General features: G+C 52.8%; 24 protein-coding genes and 1 pseudogene. 12 read left to right on the top strand and 13 right to left on the bottom strand.

The genetic code is table 11. From position 1 onward, the window contains the following. Window positions 1-29 precede the first annotated feature (29 nt). On the bottom strand, window positions 30-1,862 hold the full coding sequence (uvrC, locus tag M2374_RS03040; RefSeq protein WP_096757489.1) for an excinuclease ABC subunit UvrC: 1,833 nt from the start codon (window positions 1,860-1,862) through the stop codon (window positions 30-32). Continuing rightward, window positions 1,859-2,515 (bottom strand): UvrY/SirA/GacA family response regulator transcription factor, encoded by a 657-nt coding sequence (gene uvrY, locus M2374_RS03035; protein ID WP_096757490.1) that lies wholly within the window; start codon window positions 2,513-2,515, stop codon window positions 1,859-1,861. Before uvrY ends, uvrC begins: the two co-directional genes overlap by 4 nt. 358 nt (window positions 2,516-2,873) lie before the next feature. Here uvrY and M2374_RS22310 point away from each other — a divergent pair. Together M2374_RS22310 and M2374_RS03030 are read left to right on the top strand one after the other, a co-directional pair. Next, window positions 2,874-2,987, top strand: a pseudogene (locus tag M2374_RS22310) (hypothetical protein); the annotation flags it as partial. Beyond that, window positions 2,974-3,198 carry a DUF2594 family protein gene (locus tag M2374_RS03030; RefSeq protein WP_096757491.1) on the top strand — a complete coding sequence of 75 codons (225 nt, stop codon included), beginning with the start codon at window positions 2,974-2,976 and terminating at the stop codon, window positions 3,196-3,198. The pseudogene M2374_RS22310 and the gene M2374_RS03030, both read left to right, overlap by 14 nt. Before the next feature lie 66 nt (window positions 3,199-3,264). Here the strand turns inward: M2374_RS03030 and sdiA are convergent, their stop codons facing one another. The 9 genes from sdiA to M2374_RS02985 form a co-directional block, all read right to left on the bottom strand. Further along, the gene (sdiA, locus tag M2374_RS03025; protein ID WP_146717326.1) at window positions 3,265-3,987 is read right to left on the bottom strand and encodes a transcriptional regulator SdiA; all 723 of its coding nucleotides are present in this window, start codon (window positions 3,985-3,987) and stop codon (window positions 3,265-3,267) included. Window positions 3,988-4,219: 232 nt separating this feature from the next. Continuing rightward, entirely contained in the window at window positions 4,220-4,972 is a 753-nt protein-coding gene (gene tcyN, locus M2374_RS03020; protein WP_096757493.1) for an L-cystine ABC transporter ATP-binding protein TcyN, read from the bottom strand. Then, on the bottom strand, window positions 4,969-5,637 hold the full coding sequence (gene tcyL / locus M2374_RS03015) for a cystine ABC transporter permease (RefSeq protein ID WP_115258812.1): 669 nt from the start codon (window positions 5,635-5,637) through the stop codon (window positions 4,969-4,971). Before tcyL ends, tcyN begins: the two co-directional genes overlap by 4 nt. Before the next feature lie 21 nt (window positions 5,638-5,658). Further along, the gene (dcyD, locus tag M2374_RS03010; RefSeq protein WP_115258813.1) at window positions 5,659-6,645 is read right to left on the bottom strand and encodes a D-cysteine desulfhydrase; all 987 of its coding nucleotides are present in this window, start codon (window positions 6,643-6,645) and stop codon (window positions 5,659-5,661) included. Window positions 6,646-6,752: 107 nt separating this feature from the next. After that, on the bottom strand, window positions 6,753-7,553 hold the full coding sequence (gene tcyJ / locus M2374_RS03005; protein ID WP_096757496.1) for a cystine ABC transporter substrate-binding protein: 801 nt from the start codon (window positions 7,551-7,553) through the stop codon (window positions 6,753-6,755). A gap of 100 nt (window positions 7,554-7,653) precedes the next feature. Then, window positions 7,654-8,205: a flagella biosynthesis regulatory protein FliZ gene (gene fliZ, locus M2374_RS03000; protein ID WP_096757497.1), complete on the bottom strand. Its 552-nt coding sequence runs from the start codon at window positions 8,203-8,205 to the stop codon at window positions 7,654-7,656. A 57-nt stretch (window positions 8,206-8,262) separates the two neighbouring features. Beyond that, window positions 8,263-8,982, bottom strand: coding sequence for an RNA polymerase sigma factor FliA (locus M2374_RS02995; protein WP_096757498.1), 720 nt, complete (start codon window positions 8,980-8,982; stop codon window positions 8,263-8,265). A gap of 196 nt (window positions 8,983-9,178) precedes the next feature. Next, window positions 9,179-10,381, bottom strand: a complete 1,203-nt coding sequence (gene fliB / locus M2374_RS02990; RefSeq protein WP_181688264.1) for a flagellin lysine-N-methylase — start codon at window positions 10,379-10,381, stop codon at window positions 9,179-9,181. A 79-nt stretch (window positions 10,382-10,460) separates the two neighbouring features. After that, entirely contained in the window at window positions 10,461-11,699 is a 1,239-nt protein-coding gene (locus tag M2374_RS02985) for a FliC/FljB family flagellin (RefSeq protein WP_259153880.1), read from the bottom strand. A gap of 255 nt (window positions 11,700-11,954) precedes the next feature. On the opposite strand from M2374_RS02985, the gene fliD reads away from it, so the two are divergent. From fliD to amyA, 4 genes are all read left to right on the top strand, one after another. After that, a complete protein-coding gene (fliD, locus tag M2374_RS02980; protein WP_181595591.1) occupies window positions 11,955-13,355 on the top strand; it encodes a flagellar filament capping protein FliD in 1,401 nt (466 codons plus the stop codon). 15 nt (window positions 13,356-13,370) lie between these two features. Next, window positions 13,371-13,778 (top strand): flagellar export chaperone FliS, encoded by a 408-nt coding sequence (gene fliS, locus M2374_RS02975; RefSeq protein ID WP_181688266.1) that lies wholly within the window; start codon window positions 13,371-13,373, stop codon window positions 13,776-13,778. After that, complete coding sequence (fliT, locus tag M2374_RS02970; RefSeq protein WP_181490339.1) at window positions 13,778-14,146, top strand: flagella biosynthesis regulatory protein FliT; 369 nt, start codon at window positions 13,778-13,780, stop codon at window positions 14,144-14,146. Before fliS ends, fliT begins: the two co-directional genes overlap by 1 nt. Window positions 14,147-14,217: 71 nt before the next feature. Then, window positions 14,218-15,705 (top strand): alpha-amylase, encoded by a 1,488-nt coding sequence (gene amyA / locus M2374_RS02965; RefSeq protein ID WP_181688267.1) that lies wholly within the window; start codon window positions 14,218-14,220, stop codon window positions 15,703-15,705. 40 nt (window positions 15,706-15,745) lie between these two features. Here the strand turns inward: amyA and yedD are convergent, their stop codons facing one another. Then, on the bottom strand, window positions 15,746-16,159 hold the full coding sequence (gene yedD, locus M2374_RS02960; protein ID WP_096757505.1) for a lipoprotein YedD: 414 nt from the start codon (window positions 16,157-16,159) through the stop codon (window positions 15,746-15,748). 122 nt (window positions 16,160-16,281) lie between these two features. On the opposite strand from yedD, the gene yedE reads away from it, so the two are divergent. Continuing rightward, window positions 16,282-17,550: a selenium metabolism membrane protein YedE/FdhT gene (gene yedE, locus M2374_RS02955; RefSeq protein ID WP_346284008.1), complete on the top strand. Its 1,269-nt coding sequence runs from the start codon at window positions 16,282-16,284 to the stop codon at window positions 17,548-17,550. Then, window positions 17,547-17,780, top strand: coding sequence for a sulfurtransferase-like selenium metabolism protein YedF (gene yedF / locus M2374_RS02950; RefSeq protein ID WP_000790504.1), 234 nt, complete (start codon window positions 17,547-17,549; stop codon window positions 17,778-17,780). The genes yedE and yedF overlap by 4 nt, the downstream gene beginning before the upstream one ends. 54 nt (window positions 17,781-17,834) lie before the next feature. On the opposite strand, the gene fliE is transcribed toward yedF, so the two are convergent. Further along, window positions 17,835-18,149, bottom strand: coding sequence for a flagellar hook-basal body complex protein FliE (gene fliE / locus M2374_RS02945; protein ID WP_045444321.1), 315 nt, complete (start codon window positions 18,147-18,149; stop codon window positions 17,835-17,837). A 216-nt stretch (window positions 18,150-18,365) separates the two neighbouring features. Between fliE and fliF the strand changes: the two genes are divergently transcribed. The 4 genes from fliF to fliI are packed head-to-tail and all read left to right on the top strand — an operon-like array spanning window position 18,366 to window position 23,094. Next, on the top strand, window positions 18,366-20,036 hold the full coding sequence (gene fliF, locus M2374_RS02940; RefSeq protein WP_115258824.1) for a flagellar basal-body MS-ring/collar protein FliF: 1,671 nt from the start codon (window positions 18,366-18,368) through the stop codon (window positions 20,034-20,036). Further along, window positions 20,029-21,024 carry a flagellar motor switch protein FliG gene (fliG, locus tag M2374_RS02935; RefSeq protein WP_048211311.1) on the top strand — a complete coding sequence of 332 codons (996 nt, stop codon included), beginning with the start codon at window positions 20,029-20,031 and terminating at the stop codon, window positions 21,022-21,024. Before fliF ends, fliG begins: the two co-directional genes overlap by 8 nt. Continuing rightward, window positions 21,017-21,724 carry a flagellar assembly protein FliH gene (fliH, locus tag M2374_RS02930; protein ID WP_153879686.1) on the top strand — a complete coding sequence of 236 codons (708 nt, stop codon included), beginning with the start codon at window positions 21,017-21,019 and terminating at the stop codon, window positions 21,722-21,724. The genes fliG and fliH overlap by 8 nt, the downstream gene beginning before the upstream one ends. After that, window positions 21,724-23,094 (top strand): flagellar protein export ATPase FliI, encoded by a 1,371-nt coding sequence (gene fliI / locus M2374_RS02925; RefSeq protein ID WP_115258826.1) that lies wholly within the window; start codon window positions 21,724-21,726, stop codon window positions 23,092-23,094. Before fliH ends, fliI begins: the two co-directional genes overlap by 1 nt. The last annotated feature ends 5 nt before the right edge of the window (window positions 23,095-23,099 follow it).

The raw sequence follows: 23,099 nt of genomic DNA, 5'->3' as shown, positions 1-23,099 counted from the left end.
GAAATTACCCCTATGTTGCTACAGAGGGCCTAATGTTTCAACGAGTAGAAGATCTTTTCTGCCAGACCTTGCGAAATACCCGGCACTTTTGCAATTTCTTCGACACTTGCGTTACGAAGCCCTTGCAAACCGCCCATGTACTTTAGCAGCATCTGTCGACGTTTTGGTCCAACGCCCTCAATGGTTTCCAGGGTACTGGTGCTTTTCACCTTCGCCCGTTTTTTACGGTGTCCGCTGATAGCGTGATCGTGTGATTCATCGCGAATATGTTGAATCACGTGCAGCGCAGGCGAATCTGGCGGCAAGCTGAACCCCTCACCTTCCGGTTCAAAGAACAACGTTTCCAGGCCAGCTTTACGATCCGCCCCTTTTGCCACGCCAAGCAGGAGCGGATGGCTTTTATCCCAGGGCACATCCAATTCAGCAAATACCGCTTTCGCCTGCCCCAGTTGACCTTTGCCACCGTCGATCAAAATAACATCCGGGATCTTACTTGCTTCAATCGCCTTGCCATAACGGCGGCGCAGCACCTGATTCATCGCTGCATAATCATCGCCGGGGGTAATGCCGGTAATATTATAGCGGCGGTATTCAGCACGTAGTGGTCCATTAGCATCGAAAACCACGCAGGAGGCTACCGTCTGCTCGCCCATGGTATGGCTGATGTCGAAGCACTCCATGCGTTTAACCGCCGGTAGCTTCAGCACCGATGCCAGCGCCGTCAAACGTTGTGTAATGGTGGACTGCTGAGACAGTTTGGTGGTCAGCGCCGTTGCAGCATTGGTACGCGCCAACTTCAGGTAGCGCGCGCGATCGCCACGCGGCTTCGTCTGGACGTTAATCCGCCGCCCAGCGAGCTCAGACAACGAATCGGCCAGCAGCGTTTTATCGCTCAGATTAAAATCGAGCAGGATCTCACCGGGCAAAGTGCGCATCTGGCTGCCCTGTAAATAAAACTGTCCGACAAAGGTCTCGACCACTTCGCCCAGTTCCGTTCCCCCCGGTACTTTAGGAAAATAGCTGCGGCTACCCAGCACTTTTCCCTGACGGATAAACAAAACATGCACGCAGGCCATCCCGGCATCAAACGCCACGCCGATAACGTCAAGGTCATCCCCGGTGTTGGAAACAAACTGTTTTTCGGTGACACGACGGACGGCCTGAATTTGGTCGCGAATACGCGCGGCCTCTTCAAATTCCAGATTCTGACTGGCCTTTTCCATCCGGGCGATCAATTGCGTTAACACCTGATCATCTTTGCCGGACAAGAACAAGCGGACGTAGTCAACCTGCTGCGCGTACTCGTCTTCGCTCACCAGACCGGCGACGCAGGGACCGAGACAGCGGCCAATCTGATATTGCAGACAAGGGCGCGAGCGGTTGCGGTAGACACTGTTTTCGCACTGACGAATTGGGAAAATTTTCTGCAGCAGTGCCAACGTTTCACGCACGGCATAGCCGTTAGGGAATGGACCGAAGTATTCGCCTTTGGCATGCTTAGCCCCACGATGCATCGCCAGGCGCGGGTGGGTATCACCGCTAAGAAAGATAAAGGGGTAAGACTTATCATCGCGTAACAGCACGTTGTAGCGCGGCTGGTACAGCTTGATGTAGTTATGCTCAAGCAACAACGCTTCGGTTTCAGTATGCGTCACCGTCACATCAATCTGCTGAATAAGCGCCACCAGCGCTTCAGTTTTACGCGACGCGAGGTTGCTGCGGAAGTAGCTGGAAAGCCGCTTTTTCAGATCCTTGGCTTTACCGACATAGATAACCGTCCCGGCGGCATCGTACATACGATAAACGCCGGGCTGGCTGGTGACGGTTTTCAGGAACGCTTTGGCATCAAACTGTTCGGTCACTGGCTTGTTAACGTCTCCGCATTACACAGGCCATGGCGAATTGCCAGGTGAGTCAGCTCTACGTCGCCGTGAATGTTTAATTTACTGAACATTCGATAGCGATAGCTGTTCACCGTTTTCGGACTGAGATTCAGCTGCTCCGAGATCTCATTGACCTTCTGGCCTTTGGTGATCATCAGCATAATCTGCAACTCGCGTTCAGACAAACTGGCAAACGGTGTTTCCGTTTTCTCCGGCTCAATTTGGCTGAGCGCCATCTGTTGAGCGATATCAGAAGCAATATAGCGCTGTCCGGAATAGACGGAGCGAATGGCGCTAACCACTTCCTGAGGTGCAGCGCCCTTGCTCAGATAACCTGCGGCCCCGGCCTGCATGACTTTTGCGGGCAATGGGTTTTCAGTATGAACGGTCAACATGATCACTTTTATGTCAGCCGTAGAACGCGCAATTTTACGTGTTGCTTCAAGCCCACCAATACCGGGCATATTCATGTCCATCAGCACGACGTCGGCGGAATTTGAGCGACACCATTTCACAGCATCTTCGCCGCAGCACGCTTCGCCGACAACTTTAATGCCTTTTATATCTTCAAGAATGCGTCGTATCCCTGCGCGCACCAGTTCATGGTCATCAACAAGAAAAACGTTGATCAAAGGAATATCTCCAGAATAGGGATAACGCTACCGATAGTTAATCGGTCCTATGTTAACGGGTTTTATCTCAACTTTGAAATGTAAAAAACATCCGTCTTCCGATTTTGCTCTCGTTTTTGGAAATTAGATTGTACGCCGCGTGGAAACATTCACTGCTGACGGCGTTCTGCCGGGGTTATATACGAATCGCTGTTTCAAAATGGTGACAAAAAAATCATATTCTTCAGTTGAATGCTAAATAGGCGGGCAAAGTTGTAACAACAATTAACGAGTAAAAAACTCGAAATATACAAAGAATGGAGAAAATATATGCACTGCAACATCTTGTTTATTTTAATGTCGCGGTTAATGTTTGTGCGAAAAACAGCCACTGATATTTTTAGCCGCGCTTATGGTATACTCCGCCGCCTTAACATTTGCCATCGCACTTTTTCATAGAGACATAACGAGGAAAATAAATGAGTACGCCTGATTTTTCCACTGCTGAGAATAATCAAGAACTGGCTAACGAAGTCACCTGCCTGAAAGCCATGTTAACGCTGATGCTGCAGGCAATGGGACAAGCCGATGCAGGCCGCGTGATTCTTAAGATGGAAAAACAGATCGCGCAGATTGAAGATCAATCCCAGGCTGCGGTATTTTCCAACACTGTTAAACAAATTAAACAGGCCTACCGCCAGTAATAAGAAACCGGCTGATAGCATTGCAATCAGCCGGTTTTGCGTCTGACACTCAGAACGACAACTTATTCAGATAAGCCCGGTCGCTGCAGCATAGCAGGCAATCTGCGTTTTGTTTGGTGCGTTAAACTTCTTCTGCATATTCTTCTGATGGAAGTTCACGGTATTTTCAGAAATCGACAGGATCATCGCTATTTCTGCCGACGTTTTTCCCTCTGCGGTCCATTTCAGTATTTCTTTCTCCCGTTTACTAAACCGCATCTCTGGCGCCATCACCATATCATCTTCCAGACGCGTCAGAACGGACAAACTCTCCCTCACCAACAATTGCATTCTGAGTTCCACTTCATCCTGCGCAAAGCGGCCATTACGCACGCTCGCACACGAGACAGAAAGAAAGCCCTGCGCCCGGTTCGGCAGCATTAAGCATTGCGTCATCCCCTTGCGTAAACCGTGATTACGCGCCGCATCCCAAAGCGGTTGTGCATCGCGAAATAAGGTATCGTCCCAGGGAAGATGGCCCTGCCTGAAGTTTTCTGGTTTAAGCACGGGGTCAATCGCGAGATAATTTTCGGACTGATAATGTGCCACCCACGCTTTGGGGTAGGTTGTATGAAGCGCCGTCTTAGGTCGGGTAAACGGCACGGGGTGACGAACACAGAGAGCGTAAAAATCGAACTCCAGATGCTGCGTCTGATGTTGTAGTTCGTTATAGACGTCATCTGCCGTCGCCATTTCCTGAAAGCGTAACAGCATGCTCCGTCGCCAGGTGAAGAAATCGTGATCCTGCATACTAAGTGGTCATGTCCCTGAGATTGATAATCATCACAAATGAGAATGAAACAAACTAACACATAAATGTATTTTATATATGCAGATTATCGGACAAGAATGGATTTACTTGAGTATTACGCATAATCAGAGCAGGTTGATGCGACGCAGCGTTAATAATAAAGCAGTAATAATAAATAGTTATGCGGCTTGTGCTCACCAAAAATCTATTTCGGTGAGCACCGTAGGGTTATTATTGCATTAAGAATTTTTCCAGAAATTGACGCGTTCGCGGTTGTTGGGGCGCGGTAAACAGCGATTTTGCGGGTCCCTGCTCGACAATGCGCCCCTGATCCATAAATATCGCCCGGTCAGCAACGTCGCGCGCAAAGCTCATTTCATGCGTCACAATCACCATGGTGCGTTTTTCCTGTGCCAGTTGACGAATGGTATTCAGCACCTCGCCAACCAGTTCAGGATCGAGCGCCGACGTTGGTTCATCAAACAGGATCACCTCCGGGCGCATGGCCAACGCCCGGGCAATTGCCACGCGCTGCTGCTGTCCACCGGATAACCGACGCGGATAGCTGGTCTCTTTACCCGCCAGGCCCACCTTTGCCAGCAACTCACGTGCGCGCGCCGTTGCTTCAGCTTTCGGCTCTCCCTTCACAATCACCGGACCTTCTATAATGTTTTCCAGCACCGTACGGTGAGGAAACAAATTAAAGTTCTGGAACACAAACCCCACATGCTGGCGCAGCTGACGAATCAACCCTTTCTGCTGATTGAGTGAACGCGCCGTATCAATGGTAATGTCACCGACTTTAATCGTGCCCGCCTCAGGCTGTTCCAGCAGATTAATACTGCGCAACAACGTGGTTTTCCCTGAGCCGCTAGGCCCGATAATCGCCACAACTTCACCGGGTTTTACCTCAAGATCGATACCGTGCAGCACCGTTTGCCCGTGAAATTTTTTCACCAGGTTTCTGACTTCGATCGCACTCATTTCGGCTCTCTCTCCTGGCGGTTCAGTTGTTCTTCAAAATAGTTCTGCAGTGCGGACAGCACTGTCGCCATTACCCAGTAAATCAGCGAGGCCGCCAGATACATGGTGAACACTTCCAGCGTGCGTGAGGTGATCAGCTGCGCCTGACGGAACAGTTCCGGTACCTGGATTGTCGCCGCCAGCGAGGTGTCTTTCACCAGGCTGATAAAGCTGTTGCTCAACGGCGGCAAAGCCACGCGCGCCGCCTGCGGTAGGATCGCCCGGCGCATGGTCTGCCAGCGCGTCATACCAATACTGGCGCCCGCCTCCCACTGACCTTTATCAATCGAGGAGATAGCCGCACGCAGCGTTTCAGCCGCATACGCTGCGGTGTTCAGCGACAAACCAATCATCGCCGCCGGGATCGGATCCAGCTCAATGCCAAACTGCGGCAGACCGTAGTAGATCATAAACAGTTGGGCGATAAGCGGTGTGCCGCGAAAAATAGAAATATAGACGCGCGCCAGCCAGCGCACTGGCAGCAGCGGCGACAGGCGCATCAGAGCGAGGATAAACCCCAGCACCAGACCAAAGAACATCCCACCGATACTCAGCTGCAGCGTAAATACCGCGCCTTTAAGCAGGAAGGGCAGTGAATCAATCACCAGTTGGATACTTTCTTGCATTAGCGTTTTTCTACCTTGCCATTACACGTGAGGATGGTAGGCAAACAGCGCAGGTGCCCCACCGGTATGAATAAACAGGACCGGACCTTCATCCTTAAAGCGCTTCTGGCTGATACCGTCAATCAGGCCCGCCATCGCTTTGCCGGTATACACCGGATCCAGCAAGATGCCTTCCAGACGCGCCAGCAGTTTCACCGCTTCCATGCCCTCTTCATTTGGCGTGCCGTAACCCGGTGCATAATAGTCATCCCATAACAGAATATCCGCCGACGCGGTCAGTTCCAGTTCACGAGCCACGTCCTGCTGCAGGGTCACCACTTTTGGCTTTTGATCGGCGACGCTGCGCGAAACGGTCACCCCAATCAGCTCGACGTTGGGCATCAGCTGTTCCAGCCCCACCGCCAGACCCGCATGGGTGCCCGCGCTGCCTGAAGCAACCACCACAGAGGACAGCGCTACCGCGCCCTCGCACTGCTGGGCAATTTCCAGCGCACTTTCAACATAGCCCAACGCACCCAACACATTCGACCCGCCGACCGGGATCACATACGGTCGGAACCCTTGCGCTTCAATCCGCGTAGCCAGCGCCTGAAGTTGTGCATTCGGGTCGGTCAGCGCGTCGCACATTTCAACCTGGGTATTAAACAGATCTAACAACAGACGGTTACCGTTGCTGAGATAGTTTTCCGCCGTGGTGCCAATCGGGTTTTCCAGCAGCGCCACGCAGTGCAGCCCGAGCTTTGCCGCCACCGCCGCCGTCTGGCGCACGTGGTTCGACTGAATGGCCCCGGCGGTAATCAGCGTATCGGCCCCTTCGCGCAGCGCATCTGCCGCCAGAAACTCCAGCTTGCGCAGCTTATTGCCGCCCATCGCCATTGGCGTGACATCATCGCGTTTAATAAAAATATCGCGTCCGAGATAATCAGAGAAGCGCGGGAGATATTCGAGCGGCGTTGGCGCGCCAATAAATTCCAGACGTGGAAAGCGCGTTAAATTATGCAGCGGCATACAGCCTCCGGTATTCGTTGTTGTGATGTTCTTTTTATTATGCACGTTCAGGCGCAATGAAATAAAAAAAGGCGCTGTTAAAGGCGCCTTTTTTATCCGGATGACGATTATTTCGTCACATCCGCCCCAAACCATTTTTCAGACAGGGCTTTCAGGGTACCGTCTTTCTGCATCTCTGCAATGGCAGCATCGACCGCTTTCAGCAGATCGTCATTACCTTTACGCAATGCCACGCCGGATGCCTGGCGGGAGAACGCTTCACCGGTCACTGCCAGCGTGTCTTTGGTTTTCTTCACCAGATCCAACGCGGCCAGACGGTCAACCAGAATCGCATCGATACGACCGACGCGCAGATCCTGATATTTGGTCGGGTCATCATCATAGGTACGAATATCAACGCCCTGCACGTTCTGGCGCAGCCACTCTTCGTAGTTGGTACCCAGACCGACGCCGACTTTTTTGCCTTTCAGGTCAGCCGCGGTTTTAATCACGCCTTCGTTGCCTTTTTTCACCAGCGCCTGGATACCAGAGACCGTATACGGGGTAGAGAAATCGTATTTTTTCTGACGTTCGTCAGAGATGGTTACCTGGTTAATCACCACATCGATACGTTTGGAGTCTAAAGAGGCCAGCATGCCATCCCACTTGGTCGGCTTCAGCGTCGCTTTCACCCCAAGATGTTTGGCCAGTTCTTCGGCAAATTCGACTTCAAAACCGGTCAGCTTGCCGTCATCACCCTGAAAACTAAACGGGGGATAGGTCCCTTCCAGGCCCACCAACAGCGTACCGCGCTCTTTCACTTTATTTAACAGACCTTCGTCGGCAAATGTTTTGGCGCTCATACCGGCGACAAGTGCCACAGCCATTACACCCATCAGAGCCTGACGTCCCAGACGTGCTAATTTCATAGTTACCCCGAATATTGTCATTAGTGACTATCATTTATGACAGTAGTGTAGAGCGTTTACCGCTATTTACAAACACGACTCCGTTACACCTTATTCGTTTTTAATATATATCAGAACTGGCTGTCCAGGAGGATTTCTGCATCTGGCCGACAGGTGCATGCGCTTTAAACTGCTCATACTTACGCAGCGCAATGCGGTAATTATTGGTGCTGGTCTCCGGCAGCCACGGGGCGAGGTTTTCGTCGAGGAAGCCTTCCTGCAGCAGGTCATGAGAAATGTTCTGTTCGGTCAGATGATTACCGAGACGGCGCAGGCGAACCACATATTCGCGCACCGTGCCGTGGCTCATTTCGGTTTGTTCAAACAAAAACTGTTTAAACCCGATAATGTCAAAAAAGTCGCTCTGTTCCTTGCAGTGTAAATCACCGCAAAAACGGCATAACGCCACCCACTCTTTTTTCTCCTGCTCCCAGGCAGCGGCGTCCAGCAACATATCGAGCCGGGCAATAGCGATTTTATTCACAATCTGGCCGCGGCGGACCAGCGTGATCCTGTCGAGCAACTTATAGCAATGGGCGCAATGCGTCTGGCTGTGTTTGAAATCTTTGAGGTAGCGGCTTAGAGGCCGTCTTTTTGATTGCTGCACCGTCATGAGAACTCCTGGTAGTCAATTCGTTATGCGGCATTGTTCAGGGGCAATGATTACCCCCTATAGCTTACCCAGCTTGGTGCGTAGACGTTTGATGGCCTGACTGTGCAACTGGCTAACCCGTGATTCACCGACTTCCAGAACAGCACCAATCTCTTTCAGATTCAGCTCTTCTTGGTAATACAGCGTCAGCACCAGCTTTTCACGCTCCGGCAATGCGTCAATCGCATCCATCACGCGCTGGCGTAAATTGCCATCAAGCAGCTGCTGTAACGGGTTTTCTTGCTGATTTTCTTCCGTCACCAGCTCAATACTATCGCCATGCTCTTCCCGCCACTCGTCGTAGGAGAAGAGTTGGCTGTTATTGGTATCAAGCAACATCTGACGATACTCTTGCACAGGAATAGCCAGACGCTCCGCCACTTCGGTTTCCGTCGCGTTGCGCCCGAGTTCCTGCTCCAGTTGTCCCATCGCCTGTGCCACTTCGCGGGCATTGCGCCGAACGCTACGCGGCACCCAATCCCGGCTGCGTAGTTCATCCAGCATAGCCCCACGAATACGCTGCACTGCGTAAGTGGTAAATGCCGTTCCTTGCAAAGCGTCATATCGGTCAACTGCATTCAATAACCCGATGCCGCCCGCTTGTAGCAGGTCATCCAGTTCTACGCTCGCCGGCAAGCGCACCTGAAGGCGCAATGCTTCGTGACGCACCAACGGTACATAACGCTGCCACAGCGAGTGTTTATCCATTACACCTTCAGCGGTATACAGTGAATTCACGATAAACAGCCCTGCGTTAAATGAGTTATCGGCATGATTATCCGTTTCTGCAGGGGGTTCTATCGGGGGAATAAGGCTATAAAAGAAGGGTTATTTCACTTATGTAGCTGATGACGTTATTTTTCATCACTAATAATCAAAAATAAATCAAATAGTTAGCTTGCGAGGGATGCGTTTTGGCGCATCCCCGTTAGAATTATGTCAAGAGATGAATCATCGACAGGTCATCGCCTGTACGCACGGTCTCGATGTGCTTGTGGAAGTTTTCATGTATCGTCGGATTATGCTGGCTTAGCGAATGGAAGCTGTAGACGATATTGATCGCATCTTCCTTCTCCAGGTATGTTCTTTCGTGGGCGCTCGCGGCGATCAGCATTTTGATAAAGTAGTATTCAACGCTGATCATGTAGAGCGTACGTAATGGATCAGCGTTTTTTTGATTTGGGAAATTGTTTTCCCATACTTTGTACAACATAAAATTTTTAAGATCGAAACCCGTTGCATGCTGCTCTTCATAAACCTGCTGCCATGTAGCTTCAAGTTTCGCAACACCCTCATCGACAGAATGGGTACCATCCTGAGTCAACGTTCTCAGTAAGCACTCAATATAATATTTCAACACCCCACTAGACCGACTTACCGGGAGACTGCGAAAATAATCCTGGAGTAAAAGCACCAGGGATAATTTTATATTTCTGTCTGTAGCATATGTTGACATTTCTTCTCTTAACTCGCCCGACTGGAGCTGAGTCAAAAGAGCGTGATAAACGGGTTCAATCTCTGACAACGCGGCATTATCAACTAGCTTAAATTTCTCAATAAACAAAGTAAACTTAATCAATGCATAAAAACCAACGTTAACATCACGATCGGCCTGATCGATAAGGCTTAAGCAATAAAGATTAAGCAACTTCTGTTGTTGAGAAAGCGCAGGCATAGAATAAGTCTTAGACTTAATAATTCTTTTTTCATTTAGAATCATTGAATTGGGATCGGTAAGTATCATACCGGCCACTTCCGGGCACGACAAACTCAGCGATTTTCTCACATCATTTTTATAAACACGCTCAACACGCGGGAATGTCTGACAGGTCGTACTTAACGCCTTGGCCCCCAGCGTTTTCTGTACCTGACAGAGACTTTCCTCGGTCAGATATGGACAAGTTCTAGTATTATCGACTAGTTTCATCATTCCCCAGGTAGTCACATCTTTTTTAAGAAAAATAATATTCTCTTTGGCGATCTTTTTTATATAACCATCTTTGCTGGAGAGGTACTTATTCACCGTTGCCTTGTCCAGATATATATTCCAGCTTTTACAACAATGATCTCTGCATTGTGTGCCTGAGCACTGAAAAGAAGTCACAAAAACTGGTTCAGTAACGGTAATTTCTTGCATGTTGCAGGCTCCAATATAGAAAAAAGGCAGCTTTCGCTGCCTTTATTGTCTCTAATGACTGAGTAACCCAATCGATGGATTAACGCAGTAAAGAGAGTACGTTTTGCGTGGTCTGGTTAGCCTGTGCCAGAACAGAGGTGCCCGCCTGCTGCAGGATCTGCGCACGAGACATGTTAGACACTTCGGTCGCGTAGTCGGAGTCTTCGATACGGCTACGGGCAGAGGACAGGTTGTTCACGGTGTTACCAAGGTTGGTTACGGCAGATTCAAAACGGTTCTGCACAGCACCCAAGGAGCTACGGAATCCATCAACTTTCTTCAGAGCATCGTCAACTTTAGCCAGCGGATCAACTGTAAATGTTGGGTTGGTGATCGCAGTACCTTTAGTAACTTTACCATCTGCAGCAATCGTTGCCTGAGTATAGCTGACTGCTTTAGTCGTTGGGTCGACTGTTGAAACTCCAAATTTAGTAGTACCATTTTCTTTGTACTGAATAATAGAGTCATTAGCAGTCAAACCAGTTCCTTTAGTCAGATCTACAGATACTTGTTTAACATCTGTCAACGTACCTGTTGGTCTGGCACCAGCTGCAATTTTGGTGGCAGGATCATATTCGAATACGCCAGCCCCTTTATCAGTCGCAGCATAAAATTCGGTGCCATCTGTTACGTAGTTCGTCGTACCATCAGAAACTAATTTGGCATTCGCTACTGCCGTTGCACCACCTTTCGTCGCAAGAGAAGTATCCATCTTAACGTTGGTACCATCTTTAACGGTTTGAGCCATATTGGTAACATCAAATTTATCCAAGCCCAATGTGGTTTTATCAATTTTCTGCAGATCAATAGTGATGGTTTCACCATCTTTTGCACCGACCTGAATAGTCAGCTGACCGTCCTGGTTCAGAACTTTTTTACCGTTGAAGTCGGTCTGCTCGGAAACGCGGTTGATTTCTGCCAGACGCTGGTTAATTTCGTCCTGGATAGAAGTCAGGTCAGACTCAGAGTTAGAACCGTTAGCGGCCTGGACGGACAGTTCACGCACACGCTGCAGGTTGTTGTTGATTTCAGACAGCGCGCCTTCCGTGGTCTGGGCAACAGAGATACCGTCGTTGGCGTTACGGGAAGCCTGAGTCAGACCTTTGATGTTAGAGGTGAAACGGTTAGCAATCGCCTGGCCAGCAGCATCATCTTTGGCGCTGTTGATACGCAGACCAGAAGACAGACGCTCGATAGCGGAGCCCAGTGCGGACTGAGATTTGTTCAGGTTGTTCTGGGTCAACAGCGACAGGCTGTTTGTATTGATGACTTGTGCCATGATCTTTTCCTTATCAATTACAACTCGATGTTATTGGGCTGTTGCCCACGGTTTCTGACCGTAACCCATGTATCGGCACGTTAATTTCGAACTTTAGAAAATTTTCACTTTCTGCCGTTTTTTTTCTTAGCTCCTGAAATACCCTCTATATGCCCCACTATTCCGCGCATTATTTTCATAAAACTATCATTAAACTTTGCGCGCAAATTGCCGATAACCCGCAGAACAATTGTTTGCAATCACAAGGAATCGGGCATGGCTTCTTTTACATCACTGGGCGTAGGCTCAGGCTTACCACTGGATACGTTGCTAAACAACCTGACGATTGCTGAGAAAAAACGTTTAAATCCTATTACTCAGCAACAAACCGACAATACTGCACGCCTGACGGCCTACGGTACGCTAAAAAGCGCGCTGGAAAAATTTCAGACGGCAAACACGGCGTTAAATAAACCCGAACTGTTCAGAAGCAGTAATGTCACCAGCAGCACTGAAGACCTAAAAGTGACCACCGAGGCTGGCGCGGCGCCGGGGATTTATACCATCAGCGTAACGCAGCTGGCACAGGCGCAGTCCCTGAGTACCAAAACGGTAGCCTCCAGCAAAGATGCACTGGGTGACGGCTCTGCCACACGCACCATTAAGATTGAACAGCCGGGTCGTAAAGAGCCGCTGGAAATTAAACTGTCGCAGGATAAAACCTCGCTGGACGATATCAGCAAGGCGATTAACGATACCGACAGCGGTATCTCCGCCAGCATCGTGAAGGTGAAAGACGGTGAGTTCAAACTGGTACTGACCGCCGCCGAAGGTATGGACAGCAAGATGACTATCTCCGTTGACGGCGACAGTAAGCTGAACGATCTGCTGGCCTACGACAGCAAAACCGGTACCGGCAAAATGAATGAACTGGTTGAAGCACAAAACGCCAAGCTCACGATGAACGGCATCGATATTGAGCGTCAGAGCAACAAAGTGACCGATGCCCCGCAGGGCGTGACGCTGGAACTGACCAAAAAAGTCACCGATGCACGCGTAACGGTAACAAAAAGCAATGAAAAAGCGACGGAAGCGATTAAAGGTTGGGTCGATGCCTATAACTCACTGATCGACACCTTTAATACGTTGACCAAGTATAAAGAAGTCGATCAAGGCGCTGAAGGTCAGGATAAAGACAACGGCGCACTGGTGGGTGATAGCGTAGTACGTACAATTCAGACCGGTATTCGCGCACAGTTTGCCAACTCGGGCAGCGAAGGTGCGTTTAAAACACTGAATGAAATCGGCATTAAGCAAGATGGCAAAACCGGCAAGATGTCCATCGATGATACCAAGCTGAAAAAAGCGCTGGACGAAAACACCGCTTCAGTACGTGAACTGCTGGCAGGCGATGGTAAAGAAACCGGGATCACCACCAAGATTGCCGCAGAAGTAAAAAGCTATCTGGCCGATGATGGCATTATCGACAGTGCGCAGGACAGCATTAACTCAACGCTGAAAAAACTGACCAAGCAATATCTCTCCGTCAGCGCCAGTATTGATGACATGGTTGCGCGCTACACGGCACAGTTTACCCAGCTTGATAGCATGATGAGCAAATTGAATAACACCAGTACCTATCTGGGCCAACAATTTACAGCGATGAATAAATCCTGATAACACGAGGTAAGCATGTATACCGCGAGCGGTACCAAAGCCTATGCACAGGTCGGCATAGAGAGTGGCGTGATGAGCGCCAGTCCGCATCAGCTGATCGAAATGTTGTTTGATGGCGCACACAGCGCCCTTGTGCGCGCTCGCCTGTTTATGCAACAGGGTGATATCGTCGCCAAAGGCGAGGCCTTAAGCAAGGCCATTAATATCATCGATAATGGCCTGAAGGCGGGTCTGGATCAGGACAATGGCGGCGAAATCGCCACCAATCTGTCAGCGCTTTATGACTATATGGTCCGCCGTCTGCTGCAAGCGAATTTGCGCAATGACAGTCAGGCCATTGAAGAAGTCGAAGGGTTGCTCAGCAACATTGCGGATGCCTGGAAACAGATCTCACCCAAAGCATCGTCCCAGGAGTCTCGTTAATGACCTCAGCCGTGGAGTTCGTCAACCGTTGGCAGCGCATCGCGCTACTCAGTCACTCGCTGCTGGAACTGGCGCAGCGCGGTGAATGGGACCTTTTACTGGAACAGGAAGTTAGCTATCTGCAAAGTATTGAAGTGGTCATGGAAGACGAAACTCCACCGGGCATTACGCGAAGCGTTCAGGACATCGTGGCCGGGTATATTAAACAGACGCTGGATAACGAACAATTACTCAAGGCGTTGCTGCAACAGCGGCTGGATGAGCTCAGCGGGCTGATCGGTCAGTCGACTCGTCAGAAGACGCTGAATAACGCCTATGGTCGTCTTTCCGGCATGCTACTGGTACCCGACGCCCCCACCGTACCGTAATAATTTCCCGCCTCGCCTGAATAATCTTCCATACTCCAGAGGTCGGCCAAACGACTTCTGGAGCACGGAAGATGAAAAATCCTACGTTATTGCAGTACTTCCACTGGTATTACCCTGAGGGCGGTCAGCTGTGGCCCGAACTTGCCGCACGCGCAGGCGGCCTCAACGATATCGGCATTAATATGGTGTGGCTGCCTCCTGCCTATAAAGGCGCGTCCGGCGGCTACTCGGTTGGCTACGACTCCTACGATCTGTTTGACCTCGGCGAATTCGACCAAAAAGGCGCCGTCGCCACCAAGTACGGTGATAAAAACCAGCTGCTGGCCGCCATTGATGCGCTAAAACACAACGACATTGCGGTACTGCTGGACGTGGTGGTCAATCACAAAATGGGGGCCGATGAGAAAGAATGCATTCGCGTCCAGCGCGTAAACGCCGATGACCGCACGCAGATTGACGATGAGATTGTCGAATGCGAGGCCTGGACGCGCTACACCTTCCCGGCCCGCGCGGGTCAGTACTCGCAGTTTGTCTGGGACTTCAAATGCTTCAGCGGCATTGACCATATTGAGAACCCGACCGAGGACGGCATTTTCAAAATCGTCAACGATTACACCGGCGAAGGCTGGAACGATCAGGTAGATGACGAGCTCGGCAACTTTGACTACCTGATGGGCGAAAATATCGATTTTCGTAACCACGCCGTCACCGAAGAGCTCAAATACTGGGCGCGCTGGGTAATGGATCAAACCCAGTGTGACGGCTTTCGCCTCGATGCCGTCAAGCATATTCCGGCCTGGTTTTATAAAGAGTGGATCGAACACGTGCAGGAGGTGGCACCCAAACCGCTGTTTATCGTCGCTGAATACTGGTCCCACGAAGTCGACAAACTGCAAAACTACATCAACCAGGTGGAGGGGAAAACCATGCTGTTCGACGCCCCCCTGCAGATGAAATTTCACGAGGCTTCACGTCAGGGTCGCGATTATGACATGAGCCAAATCTTCACCGATACGCTGGTGGAAGCCGATCCGTTCCATGCGGTGACGCTGGTCGCCAATCACGACACCCAACCGCTACAGGCGCTGGAGGCCCCAGTCGAGCCGTGGTTTAAGCCGCTGGCCTACGCGCTGATCCTGCTGCGCGAAAACGGCGTGCCGTCGGTGTTCTACCCCGATCTGTACGGCGCGCACTATGAAGATACCGGCAGGGATGGACAAACCTATCCCATCGACATGCCGATTATTGAACAGCTTGATGAACTGATTCTGGCCCGTCAGCGTTTCGCCCACGGCGTACAAACGCTGTATTTTGATCATCCGAATTGTATCGCCTTTAGCCGCAGCGGCACCGACGACGACCCCGGCTGCGTGGTGGTGCTGTCCAACGGTGACGACGGCGAGAAGAGCATTATGCTTGGCGCGAACTATGGCAATAAAACCTGGCGTGACTATCTGGGAAACCGCGAGGAAAGCGTGGTCACCGATGAACACGGCGAAGCGACGTTTTTCTGCAACGGCGGCAGCGTCAGCGTGTGGGTGATTGAAGAGGTGTTGTAATGGACTTCCCCGGTAGCAGCGGGCTACCGGGGTTTAACGCTTACGGCAGCGGCGTGGCCAACGGCGTTTTCTGTAACACTTCGGCGCATTCCTGCGTTGGGCGATCGACCCGTTGCAGCGTCATCCCGTCATATTCCAGCGTATTACCTTCGCGCTCAATCTCATACAGCTCACGCTTCACCGTCACGTTGGTGAGATCGCCGGAGAGCATCGTCAGTTTCCCCGGTAGCGCAATCACCCGCTGCCACTGGCGACAATCCAGCGTATCGCCCTCTTTGGTCACCACCAGCGAGGCGATAGCTTCCGGACTCACCAGCTTGCGCTGCGGACCTTTCGACTGCCAGTAGCCTTCCAGACCGGCGGGCGCGGGCGTTTTTACCACTTCGTTATAATTTTCAACTTCGGCGCATCCGCTAAGAAGCAGAAATGCACCAACGATTGCTAATTTTTTCATCATTCATCCTGCATGCGAAGAAAAGGGGATTGTGGCATTAAACCCCTGATGTCGCCAGCCTTTCGCGGCGGCGGATAAAGATTGATCCCGTCGGGATTACTTCTTATTACTGATAGGCAAAAATGTGGATCGGTGTAATATCCACACTTCTTGTTACATACCTTCTGAGTTCAGAGGCACAACGCATGTCATGGCAACACTTCAAACAGGCCTGGTTAATTAAATTTTGGGCCCCTGCCCCCGCGGTCATCGCGGCGGGTATTCTCTCCACTTACTATTTCGGCATTACGGGAACCTTCTGGGCGGTAACCGGCGAATTTACTCGCTGGGGCGGTCAAGTCCTTCAGTTGTTTGGCGTTCACGCCGAAGAGTGGGGTTACTACAAACTGATCCACCTCGAAGGCTCACCGCTGACCCGCATCGACGGCATGATGATCCTCGGCATGTTCGGCGGCTGCTTTGCGGCGGCGCTGTGGGCCAACAACGTGAAATTACGCATGCCGCGCAGTCGGGTGCGCATTATGCAGGCCATAATCGGCGGGATGATCGCCGGTTTCGGCGCGCGTCTGGCGATGGGCTGTAACCTCGCGGCGTTCTTCACCGGGATCCCACAATTCTCCCTGCATGCGTGGTTCTTTGCGCTGGCCACGGCGATTGGCTCATGGTTTGGCGCACGCTTCACCCTGCTGCCGATTTTCCGTATTCCGGTCAAAATGCAGAAAGTCTCTGCCGCCTCGCCGCTGACGCAAAAACCGGAGCAGGCGCGTCGGCGTTTTCGCCTCGGAATGCTGGTGTTTATCGGCATGATCGGCTGGGCGCTGCTCACCGCCATGGATAAACCCAAGCTCGGGTTAGCCATGCTGTTCGGCGTGGGATTCGGTCTGTTGATTGAACGGGCGCAAATCTGTTTCACCTCGGCATTTCGCGACCTGTGGATTTCCGGGCGCACCCATATGGCAAAAGCCATTATCTTCGGCATGGCGGTCAGCGCTATCGGTATCTTCAGCTACGTGCAACTGGGCGTGGAGGCGAAGATCATGTGGGCCGGTCCCAACGCGGTGATCGGCGGCTTGCTGTTTGGCTTCGGCATCGTGCTGGCGGGCGGGTGTGAAACCGGCTGGATGTACCGCGCGGTCGAAGGTCAGGTGCATTACTGGTGGGTCGGTCTGGGCAACGTAATCGGCTCGACTATTCTGGCCTACTACTGGGATGACTTCGCCCCGGCGCTTGCCACCAGCTGGGATAAAGTGAACCTGCTCAACACCTTCGGTCCGCTCGGCGGCCTGCTGGTGACCTATCTGCTGTTGTTTGCCGCACTGATGCTCATCATTGGCTGGGAAAAACGTTTCTTCCGCCGTGCAGGGCTAACGCCTGCTAAGGAATCCGCATGAAAAATATCGTCCCTGATTACCGTCTGGACATGGTGGGTGAACCGTGTCCCTACCCGGCTGTCGCCACGCTGGAAGCGATGCCGCAGCTGAAGAAAGGTGAAATTCTGGAAGTGGTGAGTGACTGCCCGCAGTCGATCAATAATATTCCACTGGATGCGCGTAATCACGGCTATACGGTGCTGGATATTCAGCAAGATGGGCCAACCATTCGTTATTTGATTCAGAAGTAAGTGTTTGCCGGATAGCGTTGCGCTTATCCGGCCTACATTTTCTGCACGTTGTCCCTACACCTGCATCGACATCACTTCCTGATACGCCGACACCAGCTTGTTACGCACCTGAATCCCCATCTGCATAGAGACCGAGGCTTTTTGCATATCGGTCATCACATCATTCAGCGCAATGCCCGGCTCACCCAGGGTAAATTTTTCTGCCTGCACGCGAGATGCGGTTTGCACATCACTGATGCGGTCCAACGCCGCATGCAGCTGACCGGCAAAGCTCACGGTCGGTTGTGGCTGCATATCCTGCATCTTTGCTGACGTCGCCGTGGCCTGTAGCTGGCTGATGACCCCTTCAATCCCCTGTATTGCCGACATTCTGATCCCCTGGATGATTTTTTACGTAGCAGAGATTACCAGTTCGTCAATAAGATAAAGGCGCTAAATAACGATAAAAACCCCCGGTTTTTGGCGCATAGAAAAATTTAAAACCGCAAATAATGTGACGGTCAATTTTTCGAGTTTGCTGACCCGGGAGTGAGTCTTGTTCCACTTTGCAAAAAACGCCGTCCACGATAATCCACGAGGTGCGAGATGAGTGCGACAGCATCGACTGCAACCCCACTGAAACCTCTCGAGTGGTTAAATCGCCTGCGTGCGAATCCCAGAATCCCTCTGATTGTGGCGGGCGCGGCTGCCGTCGCGATCGTCGTAGCGATGGTCCTGTGGGCCAAAGCGCCAGATTACCGCACGCTGTTCAGCAACCTCTCCGATCAGGACGGGGGCGCCATCGTCACCCAACTGACGCAGATGAACGTGCCCTATCGTTTCACCGAGGGAAGCGGCGCCATCGAAGTTCCCGCGGATAAAGTACATGAACTGCGTTTGCGTCTGGCCCAGCAAGGTCTGCCGAAAGGCGGCGCGGTGGGCTTTGAACTGCTGGACCAGGAAAAGTTTGGTATCAGCCAGTTTAGCGAACAGGTGAATTACCAGCGTGCACTGGAAGGCGAACTGGCCCGCACCATTGAAACGCTCGGACCGGTTAAACGCGCCCGCGTCCATCTGGCCATGCCGAAACCTTCATTATTTGTCCGTGAGCAAAAATCCCCTTCCGCCTCCGTTACCGTAAATCTGGAACCGGGTCGGGCGCTGGATGAAGGTCAAATTAGCGCGGTTACCCATCTGGTCTCCAGCGCCGTGGCCGGTTTACCGCCGGGTAACGTCACGCTGGTCGATCAGGCCGGTCATCTGTTAACCCAGTCGAACACCAGCAGTCGTGACCTGAACGATGCGCAGCTGAAATACGCCAGCGACGTCGAAGGCCGCGTTCAGCGTCGTATCGAATCGATCCTGTCACCGATCGTCGGTAACGGTAACGTCCACGCGCAGGTCACCGCACAGCTGGATTTTGCCAATAAAGAGCAAACCGAAGAACAGTACAGCCCGAATGGTGATGAATCGCAGGCTGTACTGCGTTCGCGCCAGCTCAACGTCAGCGAGCAGATAGGAAGCGGCGCACCGGGCGGCGTACCGGGCGCCCTGTCGAATCAGCCTGCGCCGGCGAATACTGCGCCTATCAATACACCACCGGCTAATCAGCAAAATGCGCAAACCACGCAGACAGCCAATAACGCGAATACCGGCCCACGTAGTACTCAGCGCAATGAAACCAGCAACTATGAAGTCGACCGCACCATTCGTCATACCAAAATGAACGTCGGCGACGTGCAGCGTCTCTCCGTGGCGGTGGTGATCAATTATAAAACCTTGCCGGACGGTAAACCGCTGCCGCTGAGCGCCGATCAGATGAAGCAAATTGAGGATCTGACCCGCGAAGCCATGGGCTTCTCCGACAAGCGCGGCGATACCCTGAACGTGGTGAACTCACCCTTCACGGCAACCGACGACGCGGGCGGCGAGCTGCCATTCTGGCAACAGCAGTCCTTTATTGAGCAGTTGATGATTGCCGGACGCTGGTTACTGGTACTGCTGGTGGCCTGGATACTGTGGCGTAAAGCCGTTCGTCCGCAACTGGTCCGCCGTAGCGAAGAGGCGAAAGTCGCGCAGGAACAAACGCGCGTTCGTCAGGAAACCGAAGAAGCGGTAGAAGTTCGTCTCAGCAAAGACGAGCAGACCCAGCAGCGTCGTACGAACCAGCGCTTGGGCGCAGAAGTCATGAGCCAGCGTATTCGTGAAATGTCAGATAACGATCCGCGCGTTGTGGCGCTGGTCATCCGCCAGTGGATGAATAACGAACATGAGTAATCTTAGCGGCACCGATAAAAGCGTCATTTTACTGATGACCATTGGCGAAGATCGCGCGGCGGAGGTGTTTAAACATCTTTCCACGCGTGAAGTGCAGGCCCTCAGTACGGCGATGGCCAACGTGCGCCAGATTTCCAACAAGCAACTCACCGAGGTGCTGGCCGAGTTTGAACAAGAAGCCGAGCAGTTTGCGGCGCTGAACATTAACGCCAACGAATATCTGCGCTCGGTGCTGGTGAAAGCGCTGGGTGAAGAGCGCGCCTCCAGCCTGCTGGAAGATATTCTGGAAACCCGCGATACCACCAGCGGCATCGAAACGCTCAACTTTATGGAGCCGCAAAGCGCCGCCGACCTTATTCGCGACGAGCATCCGCAGATCATCGCCACGATTCTGGTACACCTCAAACGGGGCCAGGCGGCCGATATTCTGGCGCTGTTCGACGAGCGTTTACGCCACGATGTGATGTTACGTATTGCCACCTTCGGCGGCGTGCAGCCGGCCGCGCTGGCGGAGCTGACCGAAGTGCTGAACGGCCTGCTCGACGGCCAGAACCTGAAGCGCAGCAAAATGGGCGGCGTGAGAACGGCAGCAGAGATTATCAACCTGATGAAAACGCAGCAGGAAGAAGCGGTCATTACCGCCGTGCGCGAATTCGACGGCGAACTGGCACAGAAAATTATCGACGAGATGTTCCTGTTCGAAAACCTGGTGGACGTCGACGACCGCAGTATCCAGCGCCTGCTGCAGGAAGTGGATTCCGAGTCGCTGCTGATCGCCCTGAAAGGTGCCGAACAGCCGCTGCGCGAGAAGTTCCTGCGCAATATGTCGCAACGTGCCGCCGATATTCTGCGCGACGACCTCGCCAACCGTGGCCCGGTACGTCTGTCGCAGGTAGAAAACGAACAGAAAGCGATTCTGCTGATTGTGCGTCGCCTGGCGGAAACCGGCGAGATGGTGATCGGCAGCGGCGAGGATACCTATGTCTAACGACCTGCCGTGGAAAGTCTGGACCCCGGACGACCTCGCGCCACCGATGGCGGCGTTCGTGCTGGCCGATGACAGCAGCCCCTTGCCGACGGACGACGCAGAAGAACCGCAACTGTCTGCTGAACAACAGCTTGAACAACAGTTGGCACAGTTGCAGTTGCAGGCGCATGAACAAGGCTATAACGCCGGCCTGGCTGAAGGTCGGCAAAAAGGCCATGAGCAGGGTTATCAGGATGGGTTAGCGCAGGGGCTGGAGCAAGGTCAGACGCAGGCCCGGGCGCAGCATGCGCCGATTCACGCCCGCATGCAGCAACTGGTGAGCGAGTTTCAAAATACGCTGGATGCGCTGGACAGCGTGATTGCCTCGCGTCTGATGCAAATGGCGCTGGAAGCCGCACGTCAGGTGATTGGCCAGACGCCGATCGTCGATAACGCCGCGCTGATTAAACAAATCCAACAGCTGCTGCAGCAGGAACCACTGTTTAGCGGCAAACCCCAACTGCGTGTGCATCCGGACGATCTCCAACGCGTGGAAGAGATGCTCGGCGCCACCCTCAGCCTGCACGGCTGGCGACTGCGCGGCGACCCAACTCTGCATCATGGCGGGTGTAAAGTCTCGGCCGACGAAGGCGATTTGGATGCCAGCGTCGCTACGCGCTGGCAGGAACTCTGCCGTCTGGCCGCACCGGGAGTCGTGTAATGACCACCCGTCTGACCCGCTGGCTCACCTCGCTGGATAACTTCGAAGAGAAAATGTCGCTGCTGCCGTCGGTACGACGCTACGGGCGTTTGACCCGCGCCACCGGCCTGGTGCTGGAAGCCACGGGCTTACAGCTGCCGCTGGGCGCCACCTGCGTGATTGAGCGTCAAAACGGCAACGACACTCAGGAAGTCGAAAGCGAAGTGGTCGGTTTTAACGGCCAGCGTCTGTTTTTGATGCCGCTCGAAGAAGTCGAAGGCGTTCTGCCTGGCGCACGTGTTTACGCGAAAAACATTGCCGGTGAAGGCCTGCAAAGTGGCAAGCAGTTGCCGCTGGGTCCCGCCCTGCTTGGGCGCGTGCTCGACGGCAGCGGAAAACCCCTCGACGGTCTGCCTGCGCCCGACACCACGGAAACCGGGGCGTTAATTACACCACCGTTTAACCCGCTACAACGTACCGCCATTGAGCACGTGCTGGATACCGGTGTGCGGCCCATCAATGCGTTGCTAACCGTCGGTCGCGGCCAGCGTATGGGCCTGTTCGCCGGTTCCGGTGTGGGTAAAAGCGTCCTGCTCGGCATGATGGCGCGCTATACCCAAGCCGATGTCATTGTCGTTGGGCTGATTGGCGAACGTGGTCGTGAAGTAAAAGATTTTATCGAAAATATTCTCGGTGCCGACGGTCGCGCACGCTCGGTGGTGATTGCCGCCCCTGCGGACGTCTCCCCATTATTACGTATGCAGGGCGCCGCCTATGCCACGCGTATTGCCGAAGATTTTCGCGATCGCGGGCAGCACGTCCTGCTGATTATGGACTCCCTCACCCGCTACGCGATGGCACAGCGTGAAATCGCGCTGGCTATCGGTGAACCGCCCGCCACCAAAGGCTATCCGCCCTCGGTGTTCGCCAAATTACCGGCGCTGGTGGAACGTGCCGGGAACGGTATTCACGGCGGCGGTTCGGTTACCGCATTTTATACCGTGCTGACCGAGGGCGATGACCAGCAGGATCCGATTGCCGATTCCGCGCGTGCGATCCTCGACGGACACATCGTGCTGTCCCGTCACCTGGCGGAGGCGGGTCATTATCCGGCCATTGATATCGAAGCCTCAATCAGCCGTGCAATGACCTCGCTCATCAGCGAAAAACACTATGCGCGGGTGCGTAATTTTAAACAGCTGCTGTCCAGTTTCCAGCGTAACCGCGATTTAGTCAGCGTGGGTGCATATGCCAAAGGCAGCGACCCGATGCTGGATAAAGCCATCACCTTATGGCCGCAGCTGGAGGCATTTTTACAGCAAGGGATCTTTGAACGGGCCGACTGGGAAGATTCCCTGCAGGCGCTGGATCTGATTTTCCCTGGGGTGTGATTAAG

This window comes from Citrobacter sp. JUb117 (assembly GCF_024809055.1).
Taxonomy (GTDB): Bacteria; Pseudomonadota; Gammaproteobacteria; order Enterobacterales; family Enterobacteriaceae; genus Citrobacter; species Citrobacter gillenii.
Note: the sequence above shows the minus strand (reverse complement) of the source record. Positions and strands in the feature narration are given on the sequence as shown.

Bases quoted from the DNA above. Each gene is read 5' to 3' on its own strand.
- fliD (WP_181595591.1), top strand. From the start codon at position 11,955: ATGGCTTCTTTTACATCACTGGGCGTAGGCTCAGGCTTACCACTGGAT.
- fliF (WP_115258824.1), top strand. From the start codon at position 18,366: ATGAGTGCGACAGCATCGACTGCAACCCCACTGAAACCTCTCGAGTGG.
- fliE (WP_045444321.1), bottom strand. From the start codon at position 18,149: ATGTCGGCAATACAGGGGATTGAAGGGGTCATCAGCCAGCTACAGGCC.
- tcyN (WP_096757493.1), bottom strand. From the start codon at position 4,972: ATGAGTGCGATCGAAGTCAGAAACCTGGTGAAAAAATTTCACGGGCAA.
- yedD (WP_096757505.1), bottom strand. From the start codon at position 16,159: ATGAAAAAATTAGCAATCGTTGGTGCATTTCTGCTTCTTAGCGGATGC.
- fliT (WP_181490339.1), top strand. From the start codon at position 13,778: ATGACCTCAGCCGTGGAGTTCGTCAACCGTTGGCAGCGCATCGCGCTA.
- fliI (WP_115258826.1), top strand. From the start codon at position 21,724: ATGACCACCCGTCTGACCCGCTGGCTCACCTCGCTGGATAACTTCGAA.
- fliH (WP_153879686.1), top strand. From the start codon at position 21,017: ATGTCTAACGACCTGCCGTGGAAAGTCTGGACCCCGGACGACCTCGCG.
- fliG (WP_048211311.1), top strand. From the start codon at position 20,029: ATGAGTAATCTTAGCGGCACCGATAAAAGCGTCATTTTACTGATGACC.
- yedE (WP_346284008.1), top strand. From the start codon at position 16,282: ATGTGGATCGGTGTAATATCCACACTTCTTGTTACATACCTTCTGAGT.
- yedF (WP_000790504.1), top strand. From the start codon at position 17,547: ATGAAAAATATCGTCCCTGATTACCGTCTGGACATGGTGGGTGAACCG.
- fliB (WP_181688264.1), bottom strand. From the start codon at position 10,381: ATGCAAGAAATTACCGTTACTGAACCAGTTTTTGTGACTTCTTTTCAG.
- tcyJ (WP_096757496.1), bottom strand. From the start codon at position 7,553: ATGAAATTAGCACGTCTGGGACGTCAGGCTCTGATGGGTGTAATGGCT.
- M2374_RS02985 (WP_259153880.1), bottom strand. From the start codon at position 11,699: ATGGCACAAGTCATCAATACAAACAGCCTGTCGCTGTTGACCCAGAAC.
- sdiA (WP_146717326.1), bottom strand. From the start codon at position 3,987: ATGCAGGATCACGATTTCTTCACCTGGCGACGGAGCATGCTGTTACGC.
- M2374_RS03030 (WP_096757491.1), top strand. From the start codon at position 2,974: ATGAGTACGCCTGATTTTTCCACTGCTGAGAATAATCAAGAACTGGCT.
- fliZ (WP_096757497.1), bottom strand. From the start codon at position 8,205: ATGACGGTGCAGCAATCAAAAAGACGGCCTCTAAGCCGCTACCTCAAA.
- dcyD (WP_115258813.1), bottom strand. From the start codon at position 6,645: ATGCCGCTGCATAATTTAACGCGCTTTCCACGTCTGGAATTTATTGGC.
- amyA (WP_181688267.1), top strand. From the start codon at position 14,218: ATGAAAAATCCTACGTTATTGCAGTACTTCCACTGGTATTACCCTGAG.
- fliS (WP_181688266.1), top strand. From the start codon at position 13,371: ATGTATACCGCGAGCGGTACCAAAGCCTATGCACAGGTCGGCATAGAG.
- tcyL (WP_115258812.1), bottom strand. From the start codon at position 5,637: ATGCAAGAAAGTATCCAACTGGTGATTGATTCACTGCCCTTCCTGCTT.